Annotated in this window: 22 protein-coding genes, 1 tRNA gene and 1 pseudogene; 15 read left to right on the top strand and 9 right to left on the bottom strand. The window is 61.2% G+C overall.

Going from position 1 to position 21,104, the window contains the following annotated elements; all coding sequences use genetic code 11:
* Positions 1-63: 63 nt before the first annotated feature.
* Positions 64-357, bottom strand: a complete 294-nt coding sequence (locus ACE3UG_RS21340) for a transposase (protein WP_374627675.1) — start codon at positions 355-357, stop codon at positions 64-66.
* A gap of 236 nt (positions 358-593) precedes the next feature.
* Between ACE3UG_RS21340 and ACE3UG_RS21335 the strand changes: the two genes are divergently transcribed.
* Together ACE3UG_RS21335 and ACE3UG_RS21330 are read left to right on the top strand one after the other, a co-directional pair.
* Positions 594-1,418: a three-Cys-motif partner protein TcmP gene (locus ACE3UG_RS21335; RefSeq protein WP_374627673.1), complete on the top strand. Its 825-nt coding sequence runs from the start codon at positions 594-596 to the stop codon at positions 1,416-1,418.
* Between the two features lie 146 nt (positions 1,419-1,564).
* A complete protein-coding gene (locus ACE3UG_RS21330) occupies positions 1,565-2,074 on the top strand; it encodes a hypothetical protein (RefSeq protein ID WP_374627671.1) in 510 nt (169 codons plus the stop codon).
* A gap of 215 nt (positions 2,075-2,289) precedes the next feature.
* Here ACE3UG_RS21330 and ACE3UG_RS21325 read toward each other — a convergent pair.
* The 4 genes from ACE3UG_RS21325 to ACE3UG_RS21310 all read right to left on the bottom strand — a co-directional run bounded on the left by ACE3UG_RS21325 (position 2,290) and on the right by ACE3UG_RS21310 (position 5,600).
* Positions 2,290-2,374, bottom strand: a tRNA-Leu gene (locus ACE3UG_RS21325).
* A gap of 175 nt (positions 2,375-2,549) precedes the next feature.
* A complete protein-coding gene (locus tag ACE3UG_RS21320) occupies positions 2,550-4,436 on the bottom strand; it encodes a methyl-accepting chemotaxis protein (protein WP_374627669.1) in 1,887 nt (628 codons plus the stop codon).
* A gap of 251 nt (positions 4,437-4,687) precedes the next feature.
* Positions 4,688-5,317: an ATP-binding cassette domain-containing protein gene (locus ACE3UG_RS21315; protein WP_374627667.1), complete on the bottom strand. Its 630-nt coding sequence runs from the start codon at positions 5,315-5,317 to the stop codon at positions 4,688-4,690.
* Between the two features lie 13 nt (positions 5,318-5,330).
* Positions 5,331-5,600 carry a metal/formaldehyde-sensitive transcriptional repressor gene (locus ACE3UG_RS21310; RefSeq protein ID WP_374627665.1) on the bottom strand — a complete coding sequence of 90 codons (270 nt, stop codon included), beginning with the start codon at positions 5,598-5,600 and terminating at the stop codon, positions 5,331-5,333.
* A gap of 110 nt (positions 5,601-5,710) precedes the next feature.
* Between ACE3UG_RS21310 and ACE3UG_RS21305 the strand changes: the two genes are divergently transcribed.
* Positions 5,711-6,604: a nickel/cobalt efflux protein RcnA gene (locus ACE3UG_RS21305; RefSeq protein ID WP_374627663.1), complete on the top strand. Its 894-nt coding sequence runs from the start codon at positions 5,711-5,713 to the stop codon at positions 6,602-6,604.
* 117 nt (positions 6,605-6,721) lie between these two features.
* On the opposite strand, the gene ACE3UG_RS21300 is transcribed toward ACE3UG_RS21305, so the two are convergent.
* The gene (locus ACE3UG_RS21300; RefSeq protein WP_374627661.1) at positions 6,722-7,600 is read right to left on the bottom strand and encodes a LysR substrate-binding domain-containing protein; all 879 of its coding nucleotides are present in this window, start codon (positions 7,598-7,600) and stop codon (positions 6,722-6,724) included.
* A gap of 188 nt (positions 7,601-7,788) precedes the next feature.
* Between ACE3UG_RS21300 and ACE3UG_RS21295 the strand changes: the two genes are divergently transcribed.
* The 7 genes from ACE3UG_RS21295 (at position 7,789) to metC (ending at position 14,544) form a co-directional block, all read left to right on the top strand.
* Positions 7,789-8,613 (top strand): transporter substrate-binding domain-containing protein, encoded by an 825-nt coding sequence (locus ACE3UG_RS21295; RefSeq protein WP_374627659.1) that lies wholly within the window; start codon positions 7,789-7,791, stop codon positions 8,611-8,613.
* 15 nt (positions 8,614-8,628) lie between these two features.
* Complete coding sequence (locus ACE3UG_RS21290; RefSeq protein WP_374627657.1) at positions 8,629-9,321, top strand: amino acid ABC transporter permease; 693 nt, start codon at positions 8,629-8,631, stop codon at positions 9,319-9,321.
* 4 nt (positions 9,322-9,325) lie between these two features.
* Entirely contained in the window at positions 9,326-10,018 is a 693-nt protein-coding gene (locus tag ACE3UG_RS21285) for an amino acid ABC transporter permease (RefSeq protein WP_374627655.1), read from the top strand.
* A 35-nt stretch (positions 10,019-10,053) separates the two neighbouring features.
* Complete coding sequence (locus tag ACE3UG_RS21280) at positions 10,054-10,821, top strand: amino acid ABC transporter ATP-binding protein (RefSeq protein ID WP_374627679.1); 768 nt, start codon at positions 10,054-10,056, stop codon at positions 10,819-10,821.
* Between the two features lie 97 nt (positions 10,822-10,918).
* Entirely contained in the window at positions 10,919-11,509 is a 591-nt protein-coding gene (locus ACE3UG_RS21275; RefSeq protein WP_374627677.1) for a hypothetical protein, read from the top strand.
* A 158-nt stretch (positions 11,510-11,667) separates the two neighbouring features.
* Positions 11,668-13,269, top strand: coding sequence for a rhodanese-like domain-containing protein (locus ACE3UG_RS21270; protein ID WP_374627653.1), 1,602 nt, complete (start codon positions 11,668-11,670; stop codon positions 13,267-13,269).
* 84 nt (positions 13,270-13,353) lie between these two features.
* Positions 13,354-14,544 carry a cystathionine beta-lyase gene (gene metC / locus ACE3UG_RS21265; RefSeq protein ID WP_374627651.1) on the top strand — a complete coding sequence of 397 codons (1,191 nt, stop codon included), beginning with the start codon at positions 13,354-13,356 and terminating at the stop codon, positions 14,542-14,544.
* Positions 14,545-14,751: 207 nt separating this feature from the next.
* Here the strand turns inward: metC and blaPNC are convergent, their stop codons facing one another.
* On the bottom strand, positions 14,752-15,981 hold the full coding sequence (gene blaPNC / locus ACE3UG_RS21260; protein WP_374627649.1) for a PNC family class C beta-lactamase: 1,230 nt from the start codon (positions 15,979-15,981) through the stop codon (positions 14,752-14,754).
* A gap of 253 nt (positions 15,982-16,234) precedes the next feature.
* Here blaPNC and ACE3UG_RS21255 point away from each other — a divergent pair, with 253 nt between their 5' ends.
* The 5 genes and pseudogenes from ACE3UG_RS21255 to ACE3UG_RS21235 form a co-directional block, all read left to right on the top strand.
* Positions 16,235-16,852, top strand: a complete 618-nt coding sequence (locus tag ACE3UG_RS21255; protein ID WP_374627647.1) for a DUF2239 family protein — start codon at positions 16,235-16,237, stop codon at positions 16,850-16,852.
* Positions 16,849-17,289, top strand: coding sequence for a DUF1330 domain-containing protein (locus ACE3UG_RS21250; protein WP_374627645.1), 441 nt, complete (start codon positions 16,849-16,851; stop codon positions 17,287-17,289). Before ACE3UG_RS21255 ends, ACE3UG_RS21250 begins: the two co-directional genes overlap by 4 nt.
* A complete protein-coding gene (locus tag ACE3UG_RS21245) occupies positions 17,286-18,227 on the top strand; it encodes an alpha/beta fold hydrolase (protein ID WP_374627643.1) in 942 nt (313 codons plus the stop codon). Before ACE3UG_RS21250 ends, ACE3UG_RS21245 begins: the two co-directional genes overlap by 4 nt.
* A gap of 60 nt (positions 18,228-18,287) precedes the next feature.
* The gene (locus ACE3UG_RS21240) at positions 18,288-18,875 is read left to right on the top strand and encodes a class I SAM-dependent methyltransferase (RefSeq protein WP_374627641.1); all 588 of its coding nucleotides are present in this window, start codon (positions 18,288-18,290) and stop codon (positions 18,873-18,875) included.
* Between the two features lie 299 nt (positions 18,876-19,174).
* A pseudogene (locus tag ACE3UG_RS21235) lies at positions 19,175-19,426 on the top strand (transposase); the annotation flags it as partial.
* A gap of 154 nt (positions 19,427-19,580) precedes the next feature.
* On the opposite strand, the gene ACE3UG_RS21230 reads toward ACE3UG_RS21235, so the two are convergent.
* On the bottom strand, positions 19,581-19,856 hold the full coding sequence (locus tag ACE3UG_RS21230) for a hypothetical protein (protein WP_374627639.1): 276 nt from the start codon (positions 19,854-19,856) through the stop codon (positions 19,581-19,583).
* On the bottom strand, positions 19,837-21,104 hold a 1,268-nt coding region (locus tag ACE3UG_RS21225), incomplete at its 5' end, for a hypothetical protein (RefSeq protein ID WP_374627637.1). The genes ACE3UG_RS21230 and ACE3UG_RS21225, both read right to left, overlap by 20 nt.

The following is a 21,104-nucleotide window of genomic DNA, read 5'->3' as shown; positions in this document are numbered from 1 at the left end:
CTCGCCGTTGGCTCAAGCCCCGTTCGACTGCAAACCGGACTTGCTCGCAGCGAACCTGCGCGCTCACCATTTTTTTGCGCCGATCTCCTTCAAGATCTGAATGTCCAATGCTTGGTCGGCGACCAACGTCTTCAGCCTGACATTCTCCGCTTCGAGCGCTTTGAGGCGTCTAACGTCATCGCTGACCATCTCGCCGAACCGTTTGCGCCAGGCGTAAATCGACGCTTCGCTCACGCCATTGCGCTTGGCCACCTCGGGGATCGTATCTCGATCCGCTTCACGCAGAATTCGCACGATCTGCTCGTCACTGTGCCGGCTCTTCTTCATACCAACTCCTCGTCTGAGCTGAGGAGCCATTATCTCCAGATTCCTTTGGTACGAAATTTCCCGGGCAGGTCAGGTCGGCGAGGACCTGATGAGTGCTGTGTCCCGAAACACTAAATTTGCCCCACCTAGGATGCTCATCTGGAACAAAGCGCGATCTTGTGTGCAACAAGATCACTACCCACCGTTTGAACAAACCCGGACTTAAGCCCAAAAGTAATGTAATGTCGTTTCTCTCGTGTATGCAATGAAATCAAAGGGAGAGCCACATGAGTGTAGACGCGGAAATTGTGCGAGATCCGATTGATGATCTTCCAGCTATGGTTGTGGGTCGCTGGGTTACTGAAGAAAAGCATCAAATTATCAAAAGATACATAGATGCTTCGTGGGCCGCTCGACAGAAATTCACGAGTCAAAGAACTTACATCGATCTATTCGCCGGGACTGGACGCGTTAAAGTGAAGCATACGCAGAGATTTTTCGACGGAGGGCCACTTGCTGCTTGGCGAATCGCTCAACAAAAGCGGGGGACCTTCTCCGATTTCTTCGTCGCCGATTTCAACCGAGAATACTTATCTGCCTGCGATGCTCGCTTGACCAAGCTGGGGGCACCCGTTAGGTCAATAGTCGGGCGGGCAGATGAGACCATCGATTGGATCATGCCGCAGTTGCTCAGGAGCGGGTTGCACCTCGCGCTGCTTGATCCGTTCAATGCCGGGCATCTTCATTTCGCCATCATTGAAAAACTCTCTGCGATGCCGGCTATGGACATAGTCGTCCACCTAAGCACAGGAGATATTCAACGCAATATTGCGGCTGGCCTAGATGCAGAGCAATCGCCTCTGGATAATTTTGCGCCGGGTTGGCGTCGCGTTGTCAAGAAGCAGAGCTCAAAGGTGGCAATGCGCAATGCGTTCATCCGCCACTGGAGGGATATGGTGGAGCAAGTTGGGATGAGAGTTTGTGAGACGATGTATCCCGTGCGAAACAGCAAGGGATCAACGATGTATTGGTTGTGCTTGATTTCTAGGCATTCGTTGGCCGAAAAATTATGGCGTGAGGCTTGCCAGTTCGACACACGTAATCTCTTCTAGAGTTCGGGGTTATAAAAAAATTTCTGACTATTCTTTGAGTGAAGAGAACTCCGAATCGCTAGCGAGAGGAGCACATATCTTAAATGGGCGATTGAAAGCTACCAAAAATGTCGGTAAATCACTTCGAGCGCCGAAAGCGCATCCCAATGTACTGGTTCAATAAGTCACAGGACCTGTGGGGCGTTATCCACGCGCTCCGCTTTGCGATACGTCATCAGGATGAGATGGATGGGGGGGAGAGCGGATATTCCTACGAAGTAGCTGCAGCGTCAGTGATGCCAATGCTTTGCGGTATGGCGTTGGAGCTTATGTATAAGGCTATCTGTGTGGCTAAAGGCCTCAAAGTGCCGGAAACTCACGAACTTAGCCTTCTGGCTGACCGTGGTGGCGCTCAGCTTTCTGACGACGATAAGCGTTATCTCCGATATCTCTCAATTCATGTCTGGTGGGAGGGACGGTACCCGGTGCCCAAGGAAATGCGAGCAGACGAAATGGACGAGCTGTCGAGCATATCGAGTGATCTGTTCATGGAGGATGTGCCGGGAGTAAGTATTCGGCTGCGTCGGCACAACGGCCGAGATCAAGAGGCTATGTTCGATGATTTATGGGGGCGAGCTGCGAGCGCCTTCCACGCAAATCACGTTCCAACGGAGTGAGCACGGCAGTTTTGGCCAATCGGGCCGTTGAATGATTTTTTTTGTGAGGGCGGGGCCGCCGTGCAGCAGGATGTGCAAGACGTTGCGCAGTCTCGCATGGAGGGGGCTAAAGTTCCACCGCCCAGTGATCTACGGCGAAATTGTGGCAAGGTGCCATGCCATTACGCCAAAATTACGCCAAACAACCGGGAAAGCTCTGCCGGATAAGGCAGTTGTGGTGCCCAGGGCGGGACTCGAACCCGCACGCCTCTCGGCGCTACCCCCTCAAGATAGTGCGTCTACCAATTCCGCCACCTGGGCAAGGGAGCGAGATTGTAGCGGGAAATTTCAAATTTGTGAACGCTTCACCCACGCTTTGTACGCTTCCCACCCTTCCCGCTCCTCCTATTCGCCGATCTTGCGCCGACCGCGTTGCGAGACGTCGCTCGCTGCGCGCCCGCCGCAAGATCGCTCAGGACTCGACTGTCTCACGCGTTCAAGCCGCCAGTCGCTGCGGCGAACCCGCCGTCGACAGTGACGACAGGTGCGGCGCATTCAACCCGCGCGGTTCGTTGTGATGCCCGTCGCGCAGACGGAAGCGCGCCACGGTTTCGGCCAGCATGCGGGCCTGCTCGCTCAACATGGCCGACGCGGCCGCCGACTCTTCCACCAGCGCAGCGTTCTGTTGCGTTGCCTGATCCATTTCCGAAACCGAACGGTCGATCTGGCTGATCCCCGCGCTCTGCTCGGTCATCGCGCCGTGGATCTCGCTCACCAGACGTTGCACGCGGGTAATGCCGTCGACGATCTCGTTCATCGTCGTGCCTGCCGCCTGCACACGCTCCGTACCGCTCTTCACGTTTTGTACCGACGTCTCGATCAACCCCTTGATCTCCTGCGCCGCTGCCGCGCTGCGCTGGGCGAGTGTGCGAACTTCGCCCGCCACCACCGCAAAGCCGCGGCCCTGCTCGCCCGCGCGCGCCGCTTCCACCGCCGCGTTCAAGGCCAGAATGTTGGTCTGGAACGCAATGCCGTCAATCACGCCGATGATCTCCGTAATGCGCTCCGACGATTGTGTAATCGCCGCCATCGTGCCAACGGCATCGGTCACGACCTGACCGCCGCGTGCGGCCGCCGCGCTCGCATCGTTCGCCAGACGCGTTGCATGCTCGGCGGTGTCGGCCGTCTGCTTGACGCTGGACGTCAGCTCCGTGAGCGCCGACGACGTCTCCTGCAACGACCCCGCCGACGCCTCCGTGCGCTGCGACAAATCGCGGTTGCCCATCTCGATCTCGCTCGTGGCCGAGGTCATCGACGACACACCCGAGCGGACATCGAACATCACCGTGCTGATCTTGTCGACGAATGCGTTGAACGACTTGGAGATCTGCGCCACCTCGTCATCGCCGATGACGTTCAGTCGTTGTGTCATATCGCCGTCACCCGAGCCGATGGTGTCCATTGCGTCGCGCACGATCGACAGACGCTTGAATGCGCGAGACGTGAAGAGCGACGCAATGACCAATGCAAGCAAGGTCAGCACGACCAGTGTAATGGCCGTCGCGCTCAGCACATGCGTGAGTCCGGCCGTGGCTTCCGCGCGGTCGAGGGCGACGACCAGGTACCAGTCGGTGCCGGGAATGCGCTTGGCCTTGAGCAGCTTAGGTGCGCCGGAGAGTTCCATGGCGACCGGTGCCGCGTTGTCGGCCGCGAGCCCCGGCAGCGAGTCGGCGGTGAGCGTGGCGGCCACGTCCGTCGACGGCTTGAGCGAGAACTTACTGTCCGGGTGCGCGATCACCTGGCCGTCGCTCGCAACAACCAGGGCGAGACTCGATGGGGTGGGATGGACCGCCTTGATGATGTCCTGCACACCGGTGAGCGCCACAGCGCCGCTGATCGCGCCGGTAGTCTGCCCGTCGCGCACGAGCGGGGCCGTGAAGGCCACGTAAGGAATGCCCGTGGACGAATCGCCGTACGGCTTGGTGACGATCAGCTTGCCGGCCGCGACGGCGCTCTGGTACCAGGGACGCGCGGTCGGATCGTAGTCCGGCGGCGTGGGCGCGGTGGAGAAAAACGTTTTGTCCGACCAGCCGATGCTCGTGATCGGGAAGTCGTTTGTCTTGCCCATGAGCTTCACGAGTCCGCCCGGATCCCCTTTCTCAACGACCTGCGATGTCGCGACGACCGCTTGCGCCTTGTCGGCGGCCCAGCGCTCGATGGCGCTTGCATTGCCATTGGCCACGGCAGAGAGCGTGTGCGCAATGCTCGACATCATGCTGTCGCGCACGATCACATAAGTCGTGATGCCTGAGAGAATCAGCGCGCCCACCACCGTCAGGCTGGTGATGAGCAGAATCCGGGTTCGCAACGAAGTGACTTTCATGGGCTTTCATCGGTAGGCTCGCGAACGAGCCGTTGATTAGGGGGCGGCTTGGGGGTAGCCGGTACTGCCGATGCTGTCGCATCGATACATTGCTGCTTCACTCTCTGCGCTTACGGCCAAATGAGGTCGTAACTTTAATGAGCACAGATCAATGCGCGTGTATCGTGCTTCAACGGCCGTATCCCGTCATCGAACCGATAGACGAATGAGGGCACTTGCGCCCGGCGGCGCATTGGAATGCGAAACGATAATCAAGCCGCGCTGGCGCGGGTGAGGTCGGGGAAGCCGAGCGTTGTCGCATGACAACCGTCGGCCAACTCGTCGTCGTGGGTCGAGAAGAAAACGCAGCGATCCTTGCCGAGGCTCGTGAACAAGTCGATCAGCACCGCGCGGGAGCCGGCATCGAGACCGCCACTCGGCTCATCGGCGAGGATCACGCGCGGCGTGCCGAACTGCGTCGCGCTCAGATAGAACTTGCGGCGAGTGCCGAGCGACATCTGGTCGAAACGCTTTTCCATATGCGGCGTCAGACCGAATCGTGCAGCCAGATCGAGTACCTCGGCGCTGATCGCCGTATGCGTTTCGATAGCGCGCCGTTCGAGAAATCCGCGCCCGGTCTGCGACGGATCGGCGAGGCAGTCGAACGGCACCACAGCGAGCGATGCCTTCGCGGCCGCGGGGGCATCGTGCATGCTGTGCCCATCGATCCAGACCTTACCGCCCTGCGGATCGACGGTGCCGGCGAGCATGCCGAGCAGCGTGGTCTTGCCACCGCCACCTTCGTCGCGCAAGGCGAAGCATCCGCGCCCGGCGTGCAAACTCAGATTCTCGAAGAGCGTGAAGGCGCCGAAGCGCTGGGTGAGATTCTCGAAGCGAAGCATAGGAACGTGATGGCTACTTCAGATAGGCCTTGATGACGTGAAGCACGGGCGCCAGCTCGGCTTCGCGATTTTCCTGCTCGGCTTCGTTGACGAGGTGATCGACGAGATGGCCTTCGATGACCGCGCCCATCAAGCCATTGACTGCCCCGCGAATGGCAGCGATCTGCTGGAGAATCTCGACGCAGTCGCTCTCCTCGCTCAACAAACGCTCCAACGCCTGCGCCTGACCCTGTATGCGACGCACCCGTGCCAACAATTTGTTCTTGTCCCGAATCGTGTGCACGGTCTGTCGCGCTCCTGGCTGTAACGTTCAACTGGTGAAAAATGCTAACACAAATATACTAGGGGGGAGTATATTCTGCGTTCAACTTCCGACCCATTGAGTGTTGCGTCATGACCGAGTTTTCGACCCTCCTTCAGCAGGGCAATGCCTGGCTGTTCATCCCTAGTGCCGTATTGCTCGGTGCATTGCACGGCCTGGAGCCGGGGCACTCCAAGACAATGATGGCGGCATTCATCGTCGCCATTCGCGGCACGGTGGGGCAAGCGGTTTTGCTCGGCCTGTCGGCGACGGCGTCTCACACGGCAGTGGTGTGGCTCGTGGCGCTTACCGGACTGTACTTCGGACGGCACTGGGATGCCGAAGCCACCGAGCCATATTTTCAGTTGGCGTCGGGCATATTGATTCTTGCCGTCGCGGGCTGGATGCTCTGGCGCACGTGGCGCGACAACAAGCGGGCGCATTCGCACGAGCATGACCACGACCACGATCACGGCCACGGCCACGGCCACGATCACGATCACGATCACGGCCACGACCACGACCACGACCACGATCACGGCCATAGCCATGGCCACGCGCCGCACACGAATGCCGGCCTCGAACTCGCCGCCGAGGGTTATCAGGACGCGCACGAGCGAGCCCATGCCCGGGACATCCAGAAGCGCTTCACGGGCCGCGATGTCACGACGGGGCAAATCGTCATGTTCGGACTGACCGGCGGACTTGTACCGTGTCCGGCGTCGATCACGGTGTTGCTGCTCTGCCTGCAACTGAAGCGCTTCGCGTTGGGAGCGGGACTCGTGTTGTGCTTCAGCATCGGGCTCGCGTTGACGATGGTCGCATCCGGTGCCTTGGCGGCGCTCAGCGTGCGTCACATGTCGCGCCGATGGAGCGGCTTCGGCGACTTCGCGCGCAAGGCGCCGTACATCTCGGGTGGGCTGATCGTTCTCGTCGGGCTGTATGTCAGCTATCAAGGCGCGGCCCATCTCTTCTTCAAGCCTTGATTCGGAAGGAACGCCGCGCAGACATGTGACGGCTGGACTGCCAGGCATCGTCGGGGCGCGTTTGCCGAAGCCGGACACAGTTGCACCGCGATGCCGTCGCTACGCGTTCGCCAACGATTACTCGCCGATCAGAAAGGGCGGGCCGAAGCGGGTGGCGATGTGCTCCGTCGATTCGAACAGTTCGCGTAACACCTGACTCGTGCATGTCGGCTGCACGTACAGATAGAACGCAACGTCGGGCAGGCGCGGCAGGCCGTCTGCTTCGGAGAGCACGCGCATGTTCGCGTCGAGCAACTCGGTGGTGCGGGCCGTGACGCCGAGGCCTGCGCTGATCGCCGCCCGGATGCCGGTGAGCGTCGGCGAGATAAAGCTGGTGCGCCACGCAATGCCCGCCGCGTTGAGGCGTTCGATCGACAAGCGGCGAAACAGGCTCAGCTCGTCGGCCATCACCAGCGGCACGGGCGCCGCCGAGTTGAAGATGAAGTCGTCTGCACAGATCCACACCATCGGCGACGTGCGCAGCTTGATGCCGGGAAAGGCTTCGTCATAGCGCGTCGAGATTGCCAGATCCAGCGCCTTGTCGCGCAAAGCGTCCATCAAATGCGGGCTGCGTCCGACGATGATCTCCAACTGCAATTCCGCCGAGAGCTTCGACAGTCGTCGCAGCATGCTCGGCAAAATCGAATCGGCTACGTCGTGCGGCGAGCCGATGCGCAACTTCTCCACCGGCCCGCGCGTTTGCATGACCTGAACGGCCTGATCGTTGAGCGCGAGGATCTTGTTCGCGTAGGCGACGAGACGCACGCCATCGGCAGTCATCGCCTTCTGCCGCCCTTGCTTCTCGAATAGCGCGCACCCCATCTCCTGCTCGAGCCGCTGCATCTGCTGGGTAATGGCGGACTGTGTGCGTCCCACCCGCGTGGCCGCCGCAGCAAAGGTCTCATGTTGCGCAATGGCGACGAACGTACGCAACAGATCGATATCCAGGTTTCGCATGAGGGTTCCGGTCAATACTTCAGGCGCGCTAATACTTTCGAGATAAAAATTAAATTGATCTGGGGAATTTTGGTCGATAACCTGCCTGACACTCAAGCAATATTTATGTAAATGGACGGAACCCGGCGCTGACCGGTCCCGCGTTAATCGATTCGCCCCTCAAGTCGAACTCAAGGAGACTCAGGATCATGTGGCAACGACACATTGCAGCGGCGCTGCTCGCGACACTTGCCGTGACAGGCATCGCGCATGCCGACCAACTGGCTGACATCAAGGCGCGCGGCACGCTCGTTTGCGGCACGCAAAACGCCAGCGAGCCGTACGCGTTCCCCGATGCCGCCACGCGCAAGATCGTCGGGTTCGACGTCGACGTGTGCCATGCGCTCGCGAAGGGACTCGGCGTGAAGCTCGAACACCGCGCACTGTCGACCGACGCACGTATCCCGGAACTCAAGACGCATCGCGTCGACGTGCTGGCTGCCGCCGTCGCGTGGATGCCGGCGCGTGCCGCACAGGTCGACTTCAGCGATCAATACTTCGTCGCGCCCATTCGCGTGTTGGTGCGCGCCGACTCGCCGGTGCAGACGCTCGATCAACTCGCCGGCAAGAAGATCGCAGCGTCCGAGGGTTCCAGTTCGGCAGCGGTGTCGGTCACCCGTCTGCCCGACTCGAACCTGCTTACGTTCCACGACATCTCCTCGGCGTTCCTCGCGCTGCAGCAGGGCAAGGTGGAAGGTCTGGTGGCGGGCCAACTGATTCTGGCGCGCTTCGCCAGCGAAGCTGCCGCCAAGGGCGGCCAACAGTATCGACTGCTCACCAAGCCGGTATTCGAAGAGCGTTGGGGTGTCGTGACGAACAAGAACGAGCCCGCCCTGATGGCCGCCGTGAACAAGATCCTGATCGACTATGACAAGTCGAACGGTTTGCAGGAAAGCTTCGACAAGTGGCTGGGCAACAAATCGGTCTACAAGTTCACGCGCGACTACAAGGTCGAGCCCATCAAGGTGCAGTAAGCGAGACGTTGCGTCATGTTCGATCTTTCGTTTCTGCTCGAAGACGGCTACCTGAAGCTGTTTCGCGACGGGGTGCTGACCACGCTCCAACTGTTCGTGGTCTCGGGTCTGTTGGCCATCGTGGTGGGCGTGGCGCTCACCACGTTGCGCGCCCTGCCGGTCAAGCTGTTCAAGGGCTTTGTGATCGTCGTGGTGGAATATCACCGCAACGTGCCGGTGCTGGTGCAGATTCTCGTGTGGTACTTCGGCGTGCCGCAACTGCTGCCCGCAGGCCTGCGCGATTGGGTCAACGCGGGCAACACCGAGTTCTTCTTTGCGACGATCGCGCTGGCGCTCAACGCCGGTGCGTTCATCTCGGAAGACCTGCGCTCCGGGCTGCGCTCGATTCCGCAGACGCAGCAGGAGGCTGCGTGGTCCATCGGGCTGACCTATTTGCAGTCGTTCCGTTACGTCATTCTGCCGCAGGGCATTCGCGTGGCCATGCCCGCGTTGCTCAACCAGGCGCTGCTGCTCTTCAAGAACAGCTCGCTGGCGATGGCCATCGGGGTGCACGAGCTGCTGTACCGCACGCGTCAGATCGACAACCTGACCTTCCGCACGTTCGACGTGTTTCTGGTGGCGACGATTCTGTATCTGATCGGCACGCTCGCCTTGATGGCGCTCTCCGAGCACTTCGCCAAGCGCCGTACGGCGCCCTCGGGAGTCTGAGACGATGTATGAGATTCTGCATGACTATCTCGCGCTGTTCCTCGTCGGGAGCTGGCCCAACGGTCCGCTCGGGGGTGTGGCGATCACGCTCATTCTCTCGGCGCTCGGGCTGGTGATGTCGTTCCCGATTTCGGTGGCGATCGGCATGGCGCAAGTCTCGCCATTGCGCTGGCTGCGCCGCACGGCCGGTGTCTGGACGCGGCTCGTGCGCGGGATTCCGCTGCTGATGATTATCTTCTGGGCGTACTTCGCCGTGCCGTTGCTCGTGGGTGCCGAGGTATCTGCATTCACGACTGCCGTGTGCGCCATCATCGTTTATGAGAGCGCCTTCCTGTCGCAGATCGTGCGCGCCGGACTCGAAGGATTGCCGCGCGGCCAGATGGAGGCGGCGCGCTCGAATGGACTATCGTGGCTGCAAAGCATGCGTTACGTGCAATTGCCGCAGGCGCTCGCGAACATGTTGCCGTCGATCGTCAACCAGTTCGTGTCGATCATCAAGGCGACATCGCTCGCCTACGTGATCGGGGTGCCTGAACTGACGTACTCGGCCGCGCAGGTCAATACGATCGTGCTGACCAAACCGCTGCAGACGTTTCTCGTGCTCGCAGCATTCTATTTCGTGTTGTGTTTCGCCATTTCGCGTTTCGCTGGCTGGCTCGAGCGTCGTATCGCCCGTCAGCGCGCGGGGTTGGCGTGAGCGCAGGATTCAAGAAGGAGAACGCGACCATGACCATGCTCGCATTCGAGAATGTCGATAAGTATTACGGCGATCATCATGTGCTCAAGGGGATCGATGCCACCATCGGGCGCGGTGAAGTCGTCGTCGTGTGTGGGCCGTCAGGTTCAGGCAAGTCGACGCTGATTCGTACCGTCACGCGGCTCGAAGCCATTCAAAACGGCCGCATCCTCTTTGAAGGAATGGATGTCACCGCGCGCGACGTCAAGCTCAATCAGTTGCGCGCACGCATCGGCTTCGTGTTCCAGAGCTTCAATTTGTTTCAGAACCTCTCGGTGCGTCAGAACCTGATGCTCGGGCCGACCAAGGTACTTGGCATGTCGCGCGACGAGGCCGTGGCACAGGCCGAGACGCTGCTCGCCAAGGTTGGCCTCGCCCACAAGATCGACGCGATGCCGGCGAATCTCTCGGGCGGTCAACAGCAACGCGTGGCCATTGCCCGCGCGCTCGCCATGAAGCCGCCGCTCATGTTGTTCGACGAACCGACAAGCGCGCTCGATCCGGAGATGGTGCAAGAGGTCTTGCAGGTCATGCGTTCGCTGGCAGACGACGGTCTGACGATGATGATCGTGACGCACGAGATGGGTTTCGCGCGCGACGTATCGAGCCGCGTCTGGTTCATGGATCAGGGCCAGTTGATCGAAGACGCGCCGCCGGCGGAGTTCTTCAGCCAGCCGAAGCACGCGCGCGCGCAGCGTTTCCTGCAGGACGTTCTGCGTCCGTCACCGATGCTCGGCGTGCCGCGTGACGCCGTGCCCGCCTGACGTACGTCCGACGACACCGCGCACACGACTATATGACATCGCCCCAACGGGGCATATCGCAAAACAAGGTACTACGGAGAAGACTTTCATCATGTCCATGCCCACCGTTTCCGAACAACGCCAGGCCGCCGTCGGTGATGCCATTGCTGCCATGAAGGCGGCGCTCGCGCCTGCGGGCGAGACACGCCCCGCGTTAGCGGCCGTGCTCGAACAGGTCAAAGCACTCGCCGCGCGCCGCGCATTGTGGGACGAAGCCGATTTCCCGCCGCCGAGCGACGGCGAACTGCAGGCGCGCTATCTGATTCACGAAGATGCGGACAAGACCTACGCCCTGTATCTGAACGTCATGCGTCCGGGCAAGAAGATCACGCCGCACAACCACACCACGTGGGCCTGCATCGCGGCGGTGGATGGCGTTGAATACAACTACGTCTACCGTCGTACCGACGACGGCAAGACGCCTGGCGTCGGCACGTTGGAAGTGAGTGACACCGTTGTGGTCGATCCGGGCAGCGGCATCGCACTGGCATCGGAAGACATTCATGCCGTCGAGATCAAGGGCGAGGCGCCGATTCGTCACCTGCACATGTACGGTCGTGCGTTGGAGACGCTCACCGAGCGCGTCACCTTCGATCTCGCCAGCGGCACCTATCAGGTGATGGATATCGGCGTGAAGACGCGCCGCTAACGCGGCACCGACCGCCGGGAGCGACCGGCGGCAAAACCCTCACGGCGCGAATGTCCTTCGCGCCACCCCGCATCACATCGCCCTGCCGGGCGGTGCGGGTCTGCTCATCCCTACGCTTTGGCAATGGCCGGGCGGAACCTGATAACCGACGCAACGCTATGACTTCGTTTACTCCTCAATTCGTGCCGTCCGTCCTTCTCAAGGAATGGCTGCACGACGGCGCCGAGATCGCCGTGTTCGACGTTCGCGAGCATGGCCAGTACGGCGAAGCACACCTCTTCTATGGCGTAACGCTGCCCTACAGCCGCCTCGAACTCGAGATTGTGCGGCTCGCCCCGCGACGCGACGCCCGCGTAGTGCTTTACGACACCGACGCGAGCGTGGCCGTGCAGGCGGCGCAGCGTCTGGCCGCACTGGGCTACACCGATGTGTACGTGCTCGAAGGCGGAACCGAAGCCTGGCAAAAGGCGGGTTACGCGTTGTTTGCCGGGGTGAACGTACCGTCGAAGACGTTCGGCGAGCTGGTGGAGATGGCGTATCACACGCCGCGCGTGACGGCGCGCGAACTCGCGGCAATGCGCGAGCGCGGCGACGACGTAGTGATTCTGGACGGTCGTCCCGTGAGCGAGTATCTGAAGATGACGATTCCGACGTCGATCTGCTGTCCGAACGGCGAACTCGGCTATCGGATTCGCGATCTGGTGCCCGACACCACGACGCCTATCGTGGTGAACTGTGCGGGACGTACGCGCAGCATCATCGGCGCGCAGACGCTCATCAACCTCGGCATTCCCAACCCGGTGATGGCGCTGGAGAACGGCACGCAGGGGTGGTATCTGGAAGACCTGCCGCTGGAGCACGGCAGCACGCGCCGCTATCCGGACACGGTGGCGCCGTCGAGCGTGGCGCAGATGCGTGAGGCGAGCGGCGCGCTGGCCGAGCGCTTCGCGGTGCCCGAAGTGGACGCGGAGAGATTCGCGCAATGGGCAGCGGACACGTCGCGCACGTTGTTCCTGTGCGATGTGCGCACGCCGGAGGAATTCGCCGCCGGGACGCTGCCGGGCGCGCAGCACACGCCGGGGGGGCAGTTGATTCAGGCGACGGATCAATACGTGGGCGTGCGCCATGCACGGCTGGTGTTGTTCGACAACGACGGTATTCGCGCGCCTATCGTGGCGAGCTGGCTGCGTCAGTTGGGCCACGACGCCTACGTGTTGCGTGACGGACTCGCCAGTGGGGTATCGATGACGGTGTCCGCCCCCGCCGTCGAGCCGACGTTACCCGAGATCGATGCCGCCACGCTGGCTGCCGCGCTGGCCGACGGCAGCGTGACGGTCGTCGATGTGCGTTCGAGCATGAGCTATCGGCGCGAGCATGTGCCGGGGGCGCAGTGGGCGATTCGCCCGCGTCTGCCGTTGCTGCCGGTATCGCGTAACGTGGTGTTGGTCGCGGATGAGCGTGACGTCGCTGAATTGTTCGCGGGCGACTGGCAGCGAGCGAATTCCGGTGACATGCGTTCGTTTTCGCTGCTTGCAGGCGGCTTCAAGGCGTGGACGGCGGCCGGTCAGCCGGTCGAGAGTACGCCCGACGTGCCTGCTGACATCGAATGCATCGACTACCTGTTCTTCGTGCATGATCGTCACGACGGCAACAAGGCCGCCGCACGCCAGTATCTGGCATGGGAGACGGGACTGCTCGCGCAGCTCGATGAACGTGAGCGCGGTGCTTTCCGTGTGGGGGAGTCCGCCGTCGCGAAGTAAGCTTCACCGTTGGCGTGCGCCGTGCGGCGCACGTCACGTCGTATTACCAGAATCGTTCGAATTGCAATCAACCTCGGTCCGCTCATGTCCCGACAATCGTCCCCCAAACGTCTCGCTACCCGCCTAGTCAAGGGCGGCACGCATACCGCTGTCGTTGGCGGTCACGCCGTCAACCCGCCGGTGGTGCGTGCGTCCACCGTGCTGTTCGACACGATGGACGACATGAACGACGCGCGCCGCCGTCGCGGCACCGAGCGCATGTTTACCTACGGCGCGCGCGGCAATCCGACCGGCTTTGCGCTGGAAGATGTTGTCGCCGAGCTGGAGGGCGGGTATCGCACGCGGCTTTTTCCGACGGGCCTTGCAGCCATCTCCATGGTGTTTCTCGCCTATGTGCGCCCGGGCGACCATGTCTTGATTTCGGACTGTGTGTATCAGCCGCTGCGGCATTTCGTGGAGACGTTTCTTAAGCCGTGGGGGGTACACGTCACCTACTTCCGCGCGGACGGCAGCGACGCCGCGGAGTTCATGACCGCCCGCACGAAGATGATCTATGTGGAGACGCCGGGCTCGCTCGTCTATGAGTTGTGCGATCTTCCGGCGCTGGCCGATCTGGCGCATCGGCATGGTGCGCTGCTGGTGGCGGACAACACGTGGGGTTCGGGGGTGCAGTACCGTCCGTTGATGTTGGGGGCGGACGTCTCGGTCATGGCGGCGACGAAGTACCTGAGTGGCCATTCCGACGTCATGATGGGCACTGTGACCACGACGCAGGACGTCTGGCAGACGCTCTCCACGATGGCCGACGCGCAAGGCGCGGCGGTGAGTCCGGACGACGCGTATCTGGTGTTGCGCGGCACGCGTACGCTGGCGGCGCGCTTGCAGATGCACGAGCGTCATGCGCTGGAAGTGGCGCATTGGCTTGGCGGCGTTCCTGACGTTGCGCGTGTGTTTTGCCCGGCGCTGCCAACGCATCCGGGACACGCGTTGTGGCAACGCGATTGCGTCGGCACGAACGGCTTGATCTCCTTTGAGTTTGCCAACGCCACGACAGCGCAGGCGGATCGCTTCGTCGACGCGCTCGAGCTGTTTGGCATCGGTGCGTCATGGGGCGGATTCGAGAGTCTGGCGACGGTCGTGAACGTTGCCGGCACGCGGACGTGTGAAGACTGGACGTCGGCTGGGCCGATCGTGCGGCTGCATATCGGTCTGGAAGACCCGCAGGATCTGATCGACGATATGGCGGCGGCGCTTGAGCAGGTCTTCGGGCGGTAGTGCGCCGGGGTTTGGACGTTGCGTTTGCGCGGCCCTTGCGAGCGCCGTGGGCGTGGCGTCCGAATGGCGTCGTTGCCGACGCTGCCGTCATTACGGTCGCCGTCGCGACGAATGACGTCGCGACGGTGATTGCAAGGCTCACGGCAAACGGTAGAGCGGACTTCATCGTTGGCGTAACGATGAAGCGTTAGAGCGCGCCCGAGAATCTCACTCTCGTGACGCGGCAGCGGTGCGCGCGGTGCCGTCGAGCGTCGTCAGGATGTGATGCGCCGCGCGGATGCGTTCGTCCATCGAATAGTTCTTGTTCGCCAGCAGCACGATGCCCATCTGCTTCGACGGTACGAAAGCGACATAGGCGCCGAAACCGTTCGTGGAACCCGTCTTGTTGATCCAGACGACGGGCGTCGGCGCCATGGGGGGTGAGAGTTCATGCGCAGGCGTCGGTTCGTACGCCATGTGGTTCGAGTTGCCTTCGAGCAGCGCGTCGACACCTACCGGGTAGGGATACTGTTCCCAGACCAGATCCTGAGTCATCGGCTTGTCGAAGAAATAGCCGGTGTGCGTGGCGTGGATGGCGTGTTGTAGCGAGTCGTCACGTACCGGAGTTCCGAGGTTGGCTTGCACGAATCGCAGCAAGTCGCTCGCGGTGGTTTTCACACCGTACGCCTCCTGTTCGAACACACCCGGCGTGACGCGAATTGGCTTGCCATCCTTGCCATAACCCCATGCGTAATTGGCCATCTGATCTTCGGGCACGCGGATGAAGGTGTGCTTCATGTCCAGCGGTTTGAAGACATGGTCGGTGACGAGTGTGGCGAAGTCGCCATGCATTGCGCGCGCGGTGATCCAGCCAAGCGCGCCGATGCTCACATTCGAATAGGTGCGCACGGTGCCGGTCGGTTGCGCGGGCTTCCACGTTTTGAAGTACTGAAGGATCTGGTCGGTGCTGCGGATATTGCCGGGCACTTGAAGCGGCATGCCGCCGGTGGTGTGCGTGCCGAGGTTCAGCAGCTTCACGTCGCCGAACGGGGTGTCTGTGAGTTCGGGCACGAAGCGGCTGGTCTTGTCCGTGAGCGAGAGTGCGCCGGTGGTTTGCGCGTAGGCGGCAAGCGTTGCGGTGAACGTCTTGCTGACGGAGCCGATTTCGAAGAGCGTGTTGGCCGTTACGGGCTTTTTGGTGGCTTTGTCAGCTACGCCGTAGGCGAAGACGTAGGTGTGCCCGTCGAAGACGACGCCGACGGTCATGCCCGGAACGTTCTGGCGGGCCATGAGCGGGGTAATGGTCTTGTCGACAAGCGATTTGATTTCGGCTTGCCGGGGATCGGCCGGTACTGCGGCACTGGATTCGGCGGCGTAGCCATGGACGCTGAACGCCATCCAACTGATGGCGGCCATGGCCGCGAGCGCGGCGCAACGGGTGAGGGGGTGTTTGGTCATCGATGGTCGGTCCAAGGGGCGAACAACATACAGAGGACGGTTCCGCATCGCGATGAAGCGGGGCGGACGCAAACCCGAAGCGTAATCGCAAATGGGTTCGCACCTGCCATCTGATGTCGTAACGAACGTAACCGATGTAATGAATGCAACGACGACAATATCGAGCCACCCTCCCCGGCGATGGGATGTAGCTTCGGATTGATTTATACCCGGGTAATATTGACATCAAATTTTATCCGGGTATTATTCCGGAATGAACACGAATTCCGCCACCTTCACAAGCTTTGATGGGCATCAGCGCATCGCTTCCGGGCCTTTGCTCGACAACGCCCTCGCAGTCCGCCGCGCTGAGGATCGCAGGGCCGACGGACCTTTACTGGTGTTCGACGACGCGACAGGTCGAGTCGTCGATATAGATACGCGCGGCTCTGATGCCGATATCGTCGCGCGGCTGGTCGCATTGGCACCGGCAGCAGACGTGCCATGCACCGAAGCGGAGCCCGTGGTGCCGGCCGAGCGCAGGGGCCGCGGTCGGCCGCGTCTTGGCGTTGTGGCACGCGAGGTTACGCTGTTGGCCCGCCACTGGGAGTGGTTGGCCACCCAGCCGGGCGGCGCCTCGACTACGCTGCGCAAGCTCGTCGAGGAGGCCCGCCGCGTCAACTCCGCTAGGGACAATCAGCGTCACGCGCAGGAGCGGGCCTACCACTTCATGTCTGCGATGGCTGGCGACCTACCTGGCTTCGAGGAGGCCACACGGGCGCTGTTTGCTGGCGACCGGCCTCGCATGAGCGAGCTCACCGCTGCATGGCCACCGGACGTACGGGCCTACGCGTTGCAGTTGGCATGCAGCGATGTCGAGGTGCCGGCATGACGGCGTCCATTCGCTATCTGGCACCCACGCAGCAAGCCGGCCGCGAGTTTGTCATGCGCGGTCTGGCGGGGGGCATCGTCATGCCGAACCTGCTGTGCTTGCGTGAGGTGGCCGACTACACTGCTAACCCCGAACTGGCGCCCGTTGCGCCCATTAGCGGCGCCGAGGCCTTCGACCGCTACATTCGACATACGCTTCCTTTCCTTCGCGACAGCGGCGGCGAGCTTCAGTTACTGGGACGAGGCGGTCCGTGGCTGATCGGACCAGAGTGGGAGCGCTGGGACCTTGTCATGCTGGTGCGGCAGCGCAGCGTGGAGGCCTTCCTTGCATTCGCGCAGCACGAGGCCTATCTCGCGGGCATTGGCCACCGCACAGCAGCCATCGAGGACTCGCGGCTACTGCCACTGACTGATTTGTCGTTGGGAATAGCGGCATGAGCACGCTTCAGGCCAATGGCCTTACCTTGGGTTACGACTGCTTTGGCGCTGAGCGCAACGAAGCCATGCTGTTGATCTCGGGCCTGGGTGTGCAGCGTTTGCGCTGGACGGAACCGTTCTGCGAGCGGTTGGCGGCTCAAGGCTTTTACGTCATTCGATTCGACAACCGTGACGCGGGTGAATCCACGCATCTCTCCCGCGCGCCCGCACCCGACGTCGGCGTGCTGGCGGCGGACCTCGCCGCTGGCCGCGTGCCGGTCGTGCCGTACACGTTGCACGACCTGGCTGCCGATGCCATCGCGCTGCTGGACGTTCTTGGCATCACTTACGCCCACGTCGTCGGGCGGTCCATGGGCGGCATGGTGGCGCAGTTGTTGGCCAGCGCACATGCTGAGCGCGTGCTGTCGCTGGTGTCGATCATGTCGAGTACGGGCCATCCTGGCCTGCCGGCGACTGCACCGGATGTGATGGCGATGCTGATGCATGCTGCGCCGGACCCACGGGTGGACGAGGCCGCGTTTCTGGCGCATGGAATGGCATTTGCGCGGCGCATTGCCGGCAAGGGATTCCCGTTGAACGAGGCCGCTCATCGGGCGGTGCTGCAGGCCGAACTCATGCACCCTCTGGATCCGGGCTGCATGGGACGGCAGATCGCGGCCATTGCCGCCACTGGCAGTTTGCGGCCTGTGCTGGCCCGAGTGGTGGCGCCGACGCTGGTCGTGCACGGGAGCGATGACCCGATGATCCCCCCTGACTGTGGCCGCGACGTCGCCGAGCACATCGCAGGTGCGGAGCTTCTGCTTGTTGACGGCATGGGCCACGACGTGCCGGCGGCTTTGTATGACCCACTGATCCGCGCGATCACGGCGAATGCCCGGCGGACCTTGGTCGACGTCGCTGACGGTTCATGCGACGAACATTGTGCAGGCGCGATTTGACCGCCTGTTTTCAGTCGAGCAGGCACTCGACATAAAACATCCACTCGGTGCATAGCAGCTATGGATATCAAAACGCTTCACGCCTACGACCGGAATTCCGCCACGTTCGCAAACGACTGGCATGCGCAGCCACCGGCAGCGGACTTGCACGCGCTCATACGGAAGTACTTCCGTCCAGGGCGGACGGCCGACGTTGGATGCGGCAGCGGGCGCGACGTCGCCTGGTTATCCTCGAATGGTTTCCCGGCCGTGGGCTTCGACCCGTCGAAGGGTTTGCTGGCAGAAGCGCAAAAGCGCTATCCAGCCGCCCAGTTCCAAGTCGCCGCGCTGCCGGAGCTTGAGGGCGTCGCGTCCGGCAGTTTCGTCAACGTGCTGTGCGAGACGGTCATCATGCACTTGGAGGCTGATCTTATTGCGCCTTCGGTGCGAAAGCTCATGGACATCATCGAACCCGGCGGAACGCTGTATCTGAGCTGGCGAGTCACCGTGGGTGACGACCGACGAGATGAGCATCGACGGCTCTATGCCGCCTTTGATCCGCTGCTGGTTCTTGGCGCCTTGCGTAACGACGTTATCGTTCTAGACGAGCAAAAGGAGAGTCTTTCATCCGGTAAGACAACTCGTCGGATCATTGCGCGGAAAACATAGCAGCGCGTGGAGTATCGCTACGGGCGCCAATGACCCATGCCCCGCCTCTTGCAAGTACCGCGCCTTCAACGCAGGGTCACGGGTCTTATTGGCGAGCTTTCGCGCCTCATCCGCCTTCTTGTCCGCCTACGTCCCGATGTGGCGCGCCATGGCCTGACCCACTGCCGTTGCGGCCTGGATTAGGCGTGATCGGTCATTGAGCAGCTCGTGCAGATCCTGCGTAGGCGGCACTGCTTAGTCTCCAGTTTCAAGTGCAACACCGCGAACGATGTAGGGCGTTGCACTTGAAACTGGAAATTAAGCTGTCCAACCGGTTGAATCTCGATGTCTTGTTTGCCGATCCGTACGCGCCCTGGCAGCGCGGCAGCAACGAGAATATCAACGGCTTGCTGCGAAAGGGCATGGATCTCTCAAACGTCAGCCAGACCCAGCTCAACGACATTGCCAAATTACTCAATGGACGCCCGCGTCAGCCGCTCGGCTGGGACACACCCGAGGAAGCAATGGCCAAGGAATTGGGAACGGCTGGGTTAGCTCAACGTTGCACTTGACTCTTGAGACCGCCCTGTCGTTACATAGTCGGGCGAAATTCCATGTCCCACACCCCTAACAGCGCGTTGAAGTACCGCTCGCCACGCGAGTTCACGCGTAGGACCGATTCATCGATCTTAGTGTGAGGCGGCGTCCGGTGGCACAGGGGCAAATTCATCGTCGAACTTTGTCTTTCTCGTTCGCCATTTTTTCATAGGTCCTTCGTGCTTTTGCGTTGTTGTTTCCGAAGGGCTTTATGTTCGAGAGATGTGCTCGGCTTGATAGTCCCCCAAATGCGGCAATACCAAACCCGAGAATCAGCAGAAAGCCGCCAAACGGGGCGGCAGGTATGTATACGTATGTGATGATCATTAGCAATAGGCCAGCAACTAGCAGGATCGTGCGAACCCACTGAGTAAAATTCCCGTCTTCAATGAGTCGGATTTTCATTGTTGTCACTCCAGGATTCTGCGAAGGTCGACCAGTATTGGTTCAAAGCCTTCTGCACTTGCTGACCGACGGTACTGTCGTTAAACATACTGCCGGCCTCGTTTATTGCGAGACCTAGCCCGGGCCTCCGATCCGTCAGGTTTCCGGCAATCAACCCAACAACCCCTTTAGAAACGTACTGCCCGGGATTGGGTTTCACGATCTGCACTACCGCATCCGCGATCATGGCTGTTGCTGTCCCGATATACGCTGCTGTAGCCAGTCCGGGGGCATAAGGTGATGATATTGAAGCCCCAGTCGCACTTATTGCTGCAAACCGCCCCGCCGCCGTCGACACGCCGTCCGCAGTGTTTGCCACCGTGTCCCGAATGCTAGGAGCGATTGGATTGGGTAAATATCTAGCGCCGCTAGGGACCTGGCCCGGAGTTGCGGAGTCGTAGTTCGCCATGATGAAGGCCTGCAACTCTTGATTGACTTCGGGTAACGACTGGACAACTAGTGGAATGCCGTTTGCGTTTGTCAGTCCCGTGTCGATCCATGCCGCGCCCGGATCGGTTGGAGTTCGTCCGTTCAACTCTTCTGCGACGCCCGGCGGCACAGTCCTACCATCAGGGTACGAAATCCCCATGAGTCGCAGTTGGTATTCCACCTGACTTTGCGTGTACCGGCCATCGCTTTTTTCCGCAATGTGTCGCGCGAGCCTTCGATCTTCGAAATTCAACTGCCGATTAAACCGATCCGCATTGAACCCAGTCACTGCCCCGGACGTACCCCCTGCCACAGCACCCAACGCAGTCCCCACGCCTGTCGCCACGATCTGCCCAAGTGCTTCATCGATATCCTCATTCCCCGTCGGGCGGCGGCTTCTGATTTCGTCGCTCAAGTCATTCAGCACTGCGCCAAGTTTTGACGTCAGGCCCGCACCCAACGCACCGCCAAGCGCATTACCGCCCCCAAGACCCGCCACCAGCGCACCGCCTGCTGCGTGCATCGTTGCGCGGTAGTCGCCGCCTTCGGACCAGTTCTTCGCGTCCTGTAAGTACTGAGCCTTCAACGCGGGATCATCGGTCTTCGCCGCCAGAGCACGTGCCTCGTTCGCCTTCCTATCCGCATACGTCCCGATATCACGCGCCACAGCTTCCCCCGCTGCCGTTGCCGCTTGCATCAGACGCGACTGGTCGTTGAGTAGATTTTGCAAATCAGGCGTGCGAGATACCGTCCCGTTCAAGTCAGCAGTATCGCGATTCA

This window comes from Pandoraea sp. (assembly GCF_041919235.1).
Taxonomy (GTDB): domain Bacteria; phylum Pseudomonadota; class Gammaproteobacteria; order Burkholderiales; family Burkholderiaceae; genus Pandoraea.
This window is presented reverse-complemented; position numbering and strand designations above follow the sequence as displayed.